Origin of the sequence: Prosthecodimorpha staleyi, assembly GCF_018729455.1 — a bacterium.
In the GTDB taxonomy this organism is placed as follows: Bacteria; Pseudomonadota; Alphaproteobacteria; order Rhizobiales; family Ancalomicrobiaceae; genus Prosthecodimorpha; species Prosthecodimorpha staleyi.
In genome coordinates this window covers 19,555-30,749 of sequence record NZ_JAHHZF010000002.1, presented here as the reverse complement: position 1 = coordinate 30,749, position 11,195 = coordinate 19,555, and the positions used below count along the sequence as shown (strand labels likewise).

At 68.5% G+C, this 11,195-nt stretch carries 11 protein-coding genes; 6 read left to right on the top strand and 5 right to left on the bottom strand.

The genetic code is table 11. The features are described 5' to 3' along the window. Window position 1: 1 nt before the first annotated feature. The 3 genes from KL771_RS03115 to KL771_RS03105 all read right to left on the bottom strand — a co-directional run bounded on the left by KL771_RS03115 (window position 2) and on the right by KL771_RS03105 (window position 3,039). The gene (locus tag KL771_RS03115; protein ID WP_261967110.1) at window positions 2-616 is read right to left on the bottom strand and encodes an SCO family protein; all 615 of its coding nucleotides are present in this window, start codon (window positions 614-616) and stop codon (window positions 2-4) included. Window positions 617-657: 41 nt separating this feature from the next. Next, on the bottom strand, window positions 658-2,583 hold the full coding sequence (dxs, locus tag KL771_RS03110; RefSeq protein WP_261967109.1) for a 1-deoxy-D-xylulose-5-phosphate synthase: 1,926 nt from the start codon (window positions 2,581-2,583) through the stop codon (window positions 658-660). A gap of 168 nt (window positions 2,584-2,751) precedes the next feature. Continuing rightward, window positions 2,752-3,039, bottom strand: a complete 288-nt coding sequence (locus KL771_RS03105; protein ID WP_390866518.1) for an exodeoxyribonuclease VII small subunit — start codon at window positions 3,037-3,039, stop codon at window positions 2,752-2,754. A gap of 180 nt (window positions 3,040-3,219) precedes the next feature. Between KL771_RS03105 and KL771_RS03100 the strand changes: the two genes are divergently transcribed. Then, on the top strand, window positions 3,220-3,813 hold the full coding sequence (locus tag KL771_RS03100; RefSeq protein WP_261967108.1) for a Uma2 family endonuclease: 594 nt from the start codon (window positions 3,220-3,222) through the stop codon (window positions 3,811-3,813). A gap of 4 nt (window positions 3,814-3,817) precedes the next feature. Here the strand turns inward: KL771_RS03100 and KL771_RS03095 are convergent, their stop codons facing one another. Both KL771_RS03095 and KL771_RS03090 read right to left on the bottom strand, forming a co-directional pair. Further along, window positions 3,818-4,744: a histone deacetylase family protein gene (locus KL771_RS03095; protein ID WP_261967107.1), complete on the bottom strand. Its 927-nt coding sequence runs from the start codon at window positions 4,742-4,744 to the stop codon at window positions 3,818-3,820. Between the two features lie 303 nt (window positions 4,745-5,047). Continuing rightward, entirely contained in the window at window positions 5,048-6,022 is a 975-nt protein-coding gene (locus KL771_RS03090) for an L-threonylcarbamoyladenylate synthase (RefSeq protein WP_261967106.1), read from the bottom strand. A gap of 168 nt (window positions 6,023-6,190) precedes the next feature. Between KL771_RS03090 and KL771_RS03085 the strand changes: the two genes are divergently transcribed. From KL771_RS03085 to KL771_RS03065, 5 genes are all read left to right on the top strand, one after another. After that, on the top strand, window positions 6,191-7,966 hold the full coding sequence (locus KL771_RS03085) for an acyl-CoA dehydrogenase (protein ID WP_261967105.1): 1,776 nt from the start codon (window positions 6,191-6,193) through the stop codon (window positions 7,964-7,966). Window positions 7,967-8,048: 82 nt separating this feature from the next. Then, window positions 8,049-8,429, top strand: coding sequence for a DUF6455 family protein (locus tag KL771_RS03080; protein ID WP_261967104.1), 381 nt, complete (start codon window positions 8,049-8,051; stop codon window positions 8,427-8,429). A gap of 242 nt (window positions 8,430-8,671) precedes the next feature. Next, the gene (locus tag KL771_RS03075) at window positions 8,672-9,580 is read left to right on the top strand and encodes a metallophosphoesterase (RefSeq protein WP_261967103.1); all 909 of its coding nucleotides are present in this window, start codon (window positions 8,672-8,674) and stop codon (window positions 9,578-9,580) included. 217 nt (window positions 9,581-9,797) lie between these two features. Continuing rightward, complete coding sequence (locus KL771_RS03070) at window positions 9,798-9,974, top strand: hypothetical protein (RefSeq protein WP_261967102.1); 177 nt, start codon at window positions 9,798-9,800, stop codon at window positions 9,972-9,974. A 109-nt stretch (window positions 9,975-10,083) separates the two neighbouring features. Next, entirely contained in the window at window positions 10,084-11,064 is a 981-nt protein-coding gene (locus tag KL771_RS03065) for a magnesium transporter CorA family protein (RefSeq protein ID WP_261967101.1), read from the top strand. Window positions 11,065-11,195 lie beyond the last annotated feature (131 nt).

The following is an 11,195-nucleotide window of genomic DNA, read 5'->3' as shown; positions in this document are numbered from 1 at the left end:
GTCAACTACGCGCCAGCAGCTGACGCAGCTTGGAGAGCGCCTTGTCGGTCGCCTCCTGGTAGTTGATCGCGCCGACGAAGCGCTGCTGCGCGTTCATCAGGTAGACGGTCGCGGTATGGTCCATCAGATAGGTCTGCCCGGCGGGGACCCGGCGGGCATAGACCCGGTAAGCCTTGACGATCTCGGCGACCTGCTCGGGCGTGCCGGTGAGGCCGCGGATGCGCGGATCGAAGGCCTCCAGATACTCCTTGAGCTTTTCGGAGGTGTCGCGCTCGGGATCGACGCTGACGAAGACCACCTGCAGCCGGTCTGCGTCCGGACCGAGCGTCTTCAGCCACAGCGTCGCCTCGGTCAGCGTCGTCGGGCAGACATCCGGGCAGAAGGTGTAGCCGAAGAACATCGCCGAAGGCTTGCCCTTCAGGTCGTCGCGCGTCACCACGCGGCCGTTCTGGTCCTTGAGCGTGAAGGGGCCACCGACCGTATCGGTCGGGGCGATCAGGTCGCCCAGGTCGCTGACGCGCGGCTTGAGGCTCTGCCAAGCGAAGAGGCCGCCCAGTCCGAGGGCGGCAACGACGACGGCGCCCCAGAGCGCCACGCGGATGGTTCTGATCGACATGGCAAATTCCCGATCCGGTCGTGCGGGCGGCACCGATGGTGCTAGGCCCTGCGCATGGCTTCCACGCCCGCCGTGTCCCGGCCGAGCGCCTCGAAGACGCGCGTGACAATACCGGGCGCGTCGAGCCCGGCAGCGGCATACATGCGCTCCGGGCTGTCATGGTCAAGGAAACTGTCGGGCAGCATCATCGGACGCACCTTGAGCCCGCCGTCGAGCAGGCCTTCCTCGGCCAGCGCCTGCAGCACATGGCTGCCGAAGCCGCCGATCGAGCCCTCCTCGACCGTGACCAGCACGGCGTGCTCGCGGGCCAGCCGGCGCAACAGGTCGCGGTCGAGCGGCTTCATGAAGCGGGCGTCCGCAACGGTCGTCGACAGGCCGAAGCCGTCGAGCGTCTCGGCGGCCTCCAGGGCGGCCTTCAGCCGGGTACCGAGCGACAGGATGGCGACCGTCGAGCCCTCGCGCAGGATGCGCCCGCGCCCGATTTCGAGCGGCACGCCCTCCGCCGGCATCTCGACGCCGACGCCTTCGCCGCGCGGATAGCGGAAGGCCGAGGGGCCGTCGTCGATCGCGGCGGCGGTCGCCACCATGTGGACGAGTTCGGCCTCGTCGGCGGCGGCCATGATCACGAAATGCGGCAGGCAGCCCAGGAAGGCGAGGTCGTAGGCGCCGGCATGGGTCGGCCCGTCGGCCCCGACCAGCCCGGCCCGATCGATCGGGAAGCGCACCGGAAGGCGCTGGATCGCCACGTCATGGACGACCTGGTCGTAGCCGCGCTGCAGGAAGGTCGAATAGATCGCGCAGAAGGGCTTGTAGCCCTCGGCGGCGAGGCCCGCTGCGAAGGTGACGGCATGCTGCTCGGCGATGCCGACATCGAACACGCGTTTCGGGAAGGCCTCGGCGAAGAGATCGAGACCGGTCCCGTTCGGCATCGCGGCCGTGATGCCGACCACGCGATCGTCCTTGCGGCCCTCGGCGATCAGGCTCTCGCCGAAGACGCGCGTATAGCTCGGTGCATTGGCCTTCGGCTTGGCCTGCTTGCCGGTGACCACGTCGAACTTGTTGACACCGTGATACTTGTCCGCCGCCTCCTCGGCTGGGGCGTAACCCTTGCCCTTCTGGGTGACGACATGGACCAGGATCGGGCCCTTCTGCGCGTCGCGGACATTCTTCAGGACCGGCAGCAGGTGGTCGAGATTGTGCCCGTCGATCGGGCCGACATAGTAGAAGCCAAGTTCCTCGAACAGCGTGCCGCCCATCACCATGCCGCGGGCGAATTCCTCCGCCCGCTTGGCGCCGACCTCGACGAATTTCGGCAGGTGGCGGACGATGCCCTTGCCGATGTCGCGCAGCGTCAGGAAGGTGCGGGTCGAGACCAGCCGCGCCAGATAGGCGCTCATCGCCCCGGTCGGCGGGGCGATCGACATGTCGTTGTCGTTGAGCACGACGATCATGCGCGAGCCGAGCGCGCCGGCATTGTTCATCGCCTCGTAGGCCATGCCGGCCGACATCGAGCCGTCGCCGATCACCGCCACCACATTGTTGTCGGCGCCCTTCAGGTCGCGCCCGACCGCGAAGCCGAGCGCGGCCGAGATCGAGGTCGAGGAATGCGCCGCGCCGAACGGATCGTAGGGGCTCTCCTCGCGCTTGGTGAAGCCGGACAGGCCGCCCGGCTGGCGCAGGGTGCGGATGCGGTCGCGCCGGCCGGTCAGGATCTTGTGCGGGTAACACTGGTGGCCGACATCCCAGATCAGGATGTCGCGCGGGGTCTCGAAAACGTGATGCAGCGCCACGGTCAGTTCGACCACGCCGAGCCCGGCGCCGAGATGGCCGCCGGTCACCGAGACGGCGTCGATGGTTTCCTGGCGCACTTCCTGTGCGACCTGCTGCAACTGGCTCTCGGGAAGCCGGCGCAGGTCAGCGGGCGTGCGGATGGTGTCGAGCAGAGGCGTATTCGAGGCCGCGGTCAATGTCTTGCGCCTGCCTGGTTCTGAGGCCGTCCGGGCGGAGGGACGGGGGACGGCGCTCCTGGAGTCATGACCCCATATAGGGCGCCGCCGACCCGGGAACGAGCGTTCCTCCATACAGGAGCGACCCCGGCCGCGCAAATCAGACCAGTGTCGCAAGCCGCGGCCGGATCATTCCACGTCGAGGGGTTCAAGACCGGCCGGCTTGCCGTCGGCGCCGAGGCGGATCTTCTCGACGCGGGCTTCCGCCGCCGACAGGAGCCGGCTGCAATGCGCCTTCAACGCCTCGCCGCGCTCATAGGCGGCGATCGATTCCTCGAGCGGTACGTCGCCGCGTTCGAGCTTGGTGACGAGCCCCTCCAGTTCGGCCAGCGCCTGTTCGAAGGACAGGCTCTGCACGGCGACGGCGCCCTTGGCGGCGTCCTTGGCGGCAGCGATCTCGGCAGCGGCTTTGGTCACGAAGGTCTCTCCGGCTCGCGCAGTCCAGCCGCGGCTGGAACCCTGCGCCAGGCTCCTCGTCAGAGCGCGAGAGGGAACCCGCCCGGGCGCGCGGTGTCAATGGCGGGATGGGATGCCTTGTCTTTTCTGCTATCCTCGCCCCATGAGAACCGCTGATCCCCATGGTCGGGAGGTCGATCGATGAGCGTGACCGCCGAACAGCACGACGAGACGATGCGGGCAGACGACTTCATCGCCTGGGCGGCCGGGCGGTTCGAAGATACCCGCTACGAACTTCTGGACGGCATGCCGGTTGCCATGGCGGGCGGCACGTCGCTGCATGAGACGATCGCCGGGAACATCTTCGGCGAACTGTTCCAGAAACTGCGCGGCTCGCCCTGCCGGGCCTATCGCGATCTTCTTCTGCGCAGTCCCGTCAACGACCGCTTCGCGGTCTATCCGGATGTCTATGTCCGCTGCGGGCCGCCGCTTTCCGACGAGGCCCTGTCGGTGGATGACGCCTCGATCGTCATCGAAATCCTGTCGCCTTCGACAATGCATCTCGACCGCGGATACAAGCTTCAGGAATACCGCCGGATGCCGAGCATCCGGCAATATCTGATCGTGCATTCGCGCGAATTGCGGATCGAGAATTGGCAGCGGGCTACGGAAGAGCCCTGGCCCGCCGAGCCGGAGATCCTGGCAGGCCGGGCGGGCCTCGTGACGCTGCCGTCCCTCGGCCTCTCGCTGGCCCTTGCCGACCTCTATGCCGGCACCGGCACCGCCACCCTCTGATCCCTTACGCCCGCATCAGCGTCATGACATGGGCGGCGACCGAGCGGGCGAGGCCTTCGAGGTCGTAGCCGCCTTCGAGGATCGAGACGACGCGGTCCTGGCAGCAGTCGTTGGCGATATCCATCAGCTTGGCGGTGACCCAGGCATAGTCGGCCTCGACCAGGTTGATGGACCCAAGCGGGTCGCGGTGATGGGCGTCGAAGCCGGCCGAGATCAGGATCAGGTCGGGGCGGAAGTCGGCGATTCGGGGCAGGATCGCCACCTCCATCGCCTCGCGGAATTCCGCGCCGCCGTCGCCGGCGCTGAGCGGGGCGTTGACGATGTTGCCGACACCGGTTTCGTTCGGCGCGCCGGTGCCCGGATAGAGCGGCATCTGGTGGGTCGAGGTATACATGACCGACTTGTCGGACCAGAAGATGTCCTGCGTGCCGTTGCCGTGATGCACGTCGAAATCCATGATCGCGACGCGTTCCACGCCGTGCTTCTTCTGCGCCCAGCGCGCCGCCACCGCGATATTGTTGAACAGGCAGAAGCCCATGGCGCGATCCTTCTCGGCATGGTGGCCGGGCGGACGGATGGCGCAGAAGGCGTTCTTGACCTTGCCGGCGAAGACTTCGTCGACCGCCGCCGTCACCCCGCCGAGCCCGCGCATCGAGGCCTGCCAGGAGCCCGGCGACATCACCGTGTCGGCGTCGATCCGCGTCAGGCCCTCGCTCGGCGCGCCGGCCTCGATATCGGCGACGAAGGCCTCCGGATGGGCCAAAGCGGCCATTTCGGGGGCTCCGAGCGGCGCCAGTTCCCGCTCCAGCGCCTGGAAGCGCTCATGCTCGAGGATCCGGTCGATGGCCCGGATGCGGTCCGGCCGCTCCGGATGACCGAGCGGCGTGACGTGGTCGAGAAAGCTCGGATGGTGGATCAGCAGCGTGGACATCGCCTGTTCGGTCCTCCCCTTCGGTGCGTCGCCGCACCCGGCCGGCCCGGACTTGAGGTCCCCCGGCGCTTGATCATCCCGTCTGTCGACGCCCGGCCACGGCCCTGCAGCGCCAGTCTCGGCGCATAGGACGCCGCCCGGTCCCGCCCTGTCAATGCAGGCGCGGGGCCTGGCATGCCAGATCGTCGCAGTCTTCAGTCTGTGCCTTCGGGGCCGATCCTGGCGTGATCGAAATCAATTGCCGACTAGGCTCTTGGTCGTAGTCCGCTCCATTCGCGGCGATCGGCGCGGCCGCCACAACGGCTATCCGCGGGGCGCCGCGGCCCGCCCGAGCCTGTCCCGGATCGCCTCACCGAGCCCATCCGCGGGGATCGGGGCGACCGCGATGGTCGGTGCGCCGCTGGCGTCGAGCTGGCGCAACGCCCGGAACAGCCCGGCCGCCGCCTCGGCCAGGTCGCCGGCGGGGCTCAGATTGACCAGCGCGATCGCCTGCTCCTGGCCGGGCAGGGGATCCGGCCCGAAGGCGAGCAGGGCCTCACCCGGCCGCACTTCGGATGCGTCGAGCCGGACGCGGGCATTCGGCGCGTAGTGCGAGAGCAGCAGCCCCGGGGCCAGCGGTCGTGCAGGATCGGAACCGCCGGCATCATCCGGGTCCAACGCCCGCCCGATGGCGGCCTCGATCGCCGCCCGCGGGACGCCACCGGGGCGGAGCAGGCGGACATGGCCGTCGAGACAGGCGACGATGGTCGATTCCACCCCGACCGGCGTCCGCCCGCCGTCGATCACCACGGCAACGCGGTCGCCGAGCTCGGCCACCACGTCCTCGGCCGCGGTCGGGCTGATGCGGCCGGACCGGTTGGCGCTGGGGGCGGCGATGGGGCGGCCGAAGCGGCGGATCAGGTCGCGCGCCACCGTCGTCGCCGGCACGCGCAGGGCGACGCTGTCGAGGCCGGCGGTGCACAGATCGGCGATCGTGCTGTCGGGCCGCTTCGGCACCACCAGGGTCAGCGGTCCGGGCCAAAAGGCCTCGGCGAGGCGCCGCGCGTCCGCCCCAAAGCGGCCGTGCCGCTCGGCCTCGGCGAGATCGGCGACATGGGCGATCAGCGGGTTGAAGCTCGGCCGGCCCTTGGCGGCATAGATGCCGGCAACCGCGCGCCCGTCGGTCGCGTCGGCGGCGAGGCCGTAGACGGTCTCGGTCGGCAGCCCGACCAGGCGCCCGGCGGCGAGTGCGGCAAGCGCGGCGTCAAGGCCGGTGGGATCGGCGGCAACGACCTGCATGGCGGATCCGATTTCGTCCGAAGTCACGATTGACCTCGCCGGCCGGCTCCCTATCGTGCGGGCGGCCGGCGGGCCGAGCCGATAGAGAGCGGGCCGCCGGCCGTCAAGCGCCGTCATTCGGCACGCAGCCGACGGAAGCCGACAAGAACGAAGCCCGAGGAGACTCTCATGCCCTACCGCGCCCCGGTCGAGGACATTCTGTTCACGCTCGAACATGTCGCCGGCCTCGGCCCGGCCCTGGAGGCCGGCAAGCTCGGCGATCTCTCGGCCGATCTGGTGCGCGCCATCGTCGAGGAGGCCGGGCGCTTTGCCGGCGAGCGCGTCGCGCCGCTGCTGCGTGCCGGCGATGTCCATCCCTCCCGCCTGAAGGATGGCGTCGTCACCACGCCGCCGGGCTGGCGCGAACTCTATCGCGACTGGTGCGAGGGCGGCTGGAATGCGCTCAGTGGCCCGGTCGAATATGGCGGCCAGGGCCTGCCGGCGATGCTGTCGGTCGTCGCCCAGGAGATGTGGAATTCGGGCAGCATGGCCTTCGCGGTCGGCCCGACGCTGACGATCGGCGCCGTCGAGGCGCTCGCCGCCCATGGCTCGGAGGCGCTCAAGGCGACCTACCTGCCGAAGCTGGTCTCGGGCGAATGGACCGGCACCATGAACCTGACCGAGCCGCAGGCGGGTTCCGATCTCGGCGCGCTCAAGGCCCGGGCCGAGCGCCAGGCCGATGGCACCTATCGCATCTTCGGCCAGAAGATCTTCATCACCTACGGCGAGCATGATCTCACCGACAACATCATCCATCTCGTCCTGGCGCGGCTGCCGGATGCGCCGGCGGGAACCCGCGGCATCTCCCTGTTCCTGGTGCCGAAAATCCTGGTCGAGGCCGACGGTTCGCTCGGCGCACACAACGACCTGCGCTGCGCCGGGCTGGAGCACAAGCTCGGCCTGCACGGTTCGCCGACCTGCGTGATGAGCTACGGTGACGGGGAGGGGGCGGTCGGCTATCTGGTCGGCCAGGAGAATCGCGGCCTCGCCTGCATGTTCACGATGATGAACAATGCCCGCCTGATGATCGGCATCCAGGGCGTGGCGGTCGCCGAGGCCGCGCACCAGCACGCGCTCGCCTATGCGCAGGAGCGCCGGCAGGGCCGGGCACCGGGCTGGACCGGCGAGGGCATGAGCCCGATCGTGCTGCATCCGGACGTGAAGCGCATGCTGGCGACCCAGAAGGCGCTGACCGGCGCCGCGCGCGCACTCTGCTACGCCTGCGCCCACGCCCTCGACATGGCCCATGCGGCGGAGGGCGACGACAAGGTCTTCTGGACCGAGCGCGCCAGCCTGATCACCCCGCTGGCCAAGGCCTTCTCGACCGATATCGGCGTCGAGGCGGCCTCGCTCGGCATCCAGATTCATGGCGGCATGGGCTTCATCGAGGAGACCGGCGCGGCACAGTTCCTGCGCGATGCGCGCATCGCGCCGATCTACGAGGGCACCAACGGCATCCAGGCGATCGACCTGGTCACCCGCAAGCTGCCGCTGTCGTCGGGCCGCGCCTGGCGGGTCTATCTCGGTGAACTGTCGGCCGACGCCCATGAGGCGCGCGCCATCAACCGGCCGGAATTCGGCCGGATCGGCGAGGCCGTCGCCGATGCCCTGCGCCATGCCGAGACCGCCGCCTTGTGGATGGAGGAGACCGCGCCGCGCGATCCCGCCGCCGTTCTGGCCGTCGCGACGCCCTTCCTGCGCCTGATGAGCCTCGCGGCCGGCGGCGGCTATCTGGCGCGCGGCGCGGTCGCCGCCGCCAAGGCCGGGCGCGACGACGCCCCGGCGCGGGCGGCATTGGCCCGCTTCTATGCCGAGCATCTCCTCTGCGAGACTTCTGCCCTGGCCCATCAGGTGATGACCTCGTCGGATGCGGTCGCCACCGTCGATCTGGCTCTCGCCATGTGACGCGCCGTTGATCCGCGTCAAGGCTGCGGGCCGCGCGGAGTGCTTTCTATCGGCGATCCGAACGACATTGCCGGAGCCTCCGATGGTCAACGTGCTCGAAACCCTCGTCACCCGCTGGCGCGACTATCAGGCCAGTCGCGCCGCCGTCGCCGAACTGATGGAACTCGATCCGAACGAGGCCTCCCGGATGGCCGCCGACTACGGCCTGTCGGTCGACGACCTGACCGACCTCGTGCAGCACGCCGATTCCGCCAAGCTGATGGAGCGGATGATGCTGGCGCGCGGGCTCGATCCGGAGGAGGTTCGCACGGACCTGCCGGCCGTGCTCGCCGACATGGCGGTTCTGTGCAGCCGCTGCTTGGCCAAGGGCCGCTGCGAGCACGAACTCGCGGCCGGTACGGCGGTCCAGCACGCCGACGAGTTCTGCCCGAATTCCATGACCATGCGGGCTCTGGCCCGATAGGGATGATCCGATCCGAAGGGCTCGGATGATCCCGCGCCCGCTTCTGTCCGAGCGTGCCTTGTCCGAATTCCGTGCCGATCGCCCTGATCGGATGGGCGCCGATGTCCGGTCGATGCGGGGCGGTGCCTCCGGCCCGGCGTCGCCCGGCGGGCCGTTCGAAATGCCACCGCACGGCAACGGCTCCGTTTTCGCCATGATCGGCCGGTAACGGTTTTTCCGTTGTCATGGGCCAATCTGAGATCATGCTGACGAGACGGACTTTTCTGAAGACGGCGGCGGCCGGTGGCATGGCCTTCGTCGGTCTCGGCGGCTACGCGTTCGGGCTGGAACCGCAGGTTCTGCTCAATGTCACGCGCTACGATCTCGCCCTGCCGCGCTGGCGCGGCGCCAAGCCGCTGACGGTCGCGTTGGTCGCCGACATCCATGCCGTCGACCCGTGGATGTCGACCCGTCGCATCGCCGAGATCGTCGAGGCGACCAACCGGCTGAAGCCGGATCTGGTGCTGCTGCTCGGCGACTATGTCGGCACCATGCGCTTCAGCCACGGGCCCCTGCTGCCGTCTGTCTGGGCGCCGATCCTCGGCGATCTCGCCGCCCCGCTCGGCACCTACGCCATCCTCGGCAATCACGACTGGTGGTGGTCGGGCGGCCCGACGCCGATCCGTTCGGCGCTGGAGCGCAGCCGCATTCCCGTGCTCGTCAACGATGCGGTGCGGATCGAGCGCGACGGCCATCGTTTCTGGCTGAGCGGTACCGACAGCATGGTGGCGCTGCACGGGCCGCGCGGCTTCATCGGCAAGCACGATCTCGGCCGGGCGCTCGGCCGCGTCACCGACGATGCGCCGGTGATCCATATGGCGCACGAGCCCGATCTGTTCGTCTCGATGCCGGAGCGCGTCGCTCTGACGGTGTCGGGCCACACCCATGGCGGGCAGGTGCGTGTCCCCTTCGTCGGTGCGGTCGTCGTCCCGTCGGCCTATGGCCGGCGCTTCGCCTATGGCCATATCGTCGAAGGCGGCCGGCATCTGGTCGTTTCCGGCGGCCTCGGCTGTTCCGGCCTGCCGGTCCGGTTCATGGCGCCGCCCGAGATCGTGTTGCTGACGATCCACAGTGACGGCATAACGCCGCAGACCCCAGGCCTCAGTTCATAAGTTGGCTAGATTCAAGGCGGGATGCTCTTTTCATGAGCACGTTTTTCATGAACACTCCATGACAGTGACGTCGAGTTGCCGCATTTTCCGGGCCAAACTGATTGGGCCGTAAGAATTCGCACGCGGCGTTGCTGTCCGGCGTAAATGAAGCGCGCCGGGTCGCGGCTTTCCAAACCGGCACGGGACAGTGCTGCAAGTCGAAAATCCGAGGATGAAAATGTCTGCCAAGGACAATCAGGGCAAGGAAACGCAGTTCAGCCAGGGAATCCCGCCCAAGCGTGAATCCGTGACGCTCGACAAGCAGTACAAGTCGATCGGCATTTCGGCAGTCAGCGCGGCGGCCAGCGTCAAGCCGGTCAAGGGCAAGAAGCTCAACAGCAACCAGATGGGATGAGGCGGCGCGTGCGCCGGAGGTCGGGTTCCGGCCGCTCATGGGCTTCTGGCGACGACCGTTTCGACGGCTGGCGCTGGACCATGCGATGCGGCCGGTCTAGACCGGCGCGATGCTGACCGTCTATTCCTGCCGGGGTGCCGGCCTTCTTCGCCATGCCGATCCGCAGTCCGGCGAAATGCCCGACGATGCCGTCTGGTTCGACCTGGTCGAGCCGACCGTCGAGGAGGATCGCCTGGTCGAGCGGATCATGGGCGTCGCCATTCCGACTCGCGAGGACATGCGCGAGATCGAAGCGTCCAGCCGCCTCTATCAGGAGGACGGCGCCAGCTACATGACGGCGACCATCCTGTGCCAGGCCGATTCCGGCCAGCCGCGCACGACGGAGGTCACCTTCATCCTCGCCGGCTCCCGCATCGCGACGGTGCGCTATGAGGAGTCGCGGCCCTTCTCCCAGTTCCAGGTCCGCGCCGGCAAGCCCGGCGCCGGGGTCGACGATGCGCATTCGATCCTGCTCGGACTGCTCGATGCGATCATCGATCGCATCGCGGACGTACTGGAGCGGGTCGGTGCGGAGGTCGAGCAGATTTCCGGCCAGGTCTTCACCGCCGAGATCGGCCAGAGAAGCGAGCGCGACAAGGACTACGGCCGCGTCATCCGCTCCATCGGCCAGCAGGGCAACCTGATCGCGAAGATCCAGGAGAGCCTCGTCTCGCTGTCCCGGCTCGCCGGCTTCTTTGCCGAGGAGGCCGGGCGCAACGGCGGCAAGAAGGACGAGAAGGCCCATACCAAGACGATCGCGCAGGACATTCGCTCGCTGAGCGAACATGCCGTCGCGCTCGACAACAAGGTCACCTTCCTGCTCGATGCCACGCTCGGCCTGGTCAGCCTGCAGCAGAACACGATCGTGAAGATCTTCTCGATCCTGGCCGTCGTTTTCATGCCGCCGACGCTGATCGCGTCGATCTACGGCATGAATTTCCACGCCATGCCCGAACTCGACCAGCCCTGGGGCTATCCGATGGCGCTCGGGTTGATGCTGGTATCCGTCGCGGTCACCTACGCCGTATTCAAGTGGCGCAGCTGGCTTTGAGCGTCATCCGATCTGAAAGGAACGGATGGCGCCCAAGAGGGTTTCGCTTGCGCGAGCGTTCTCCGATCGGAGCGGTCGCCCTGAACGGTCCCTGCTCTGGCCGAGGCGCCGGCGACCGCCGCCCGAGCTTC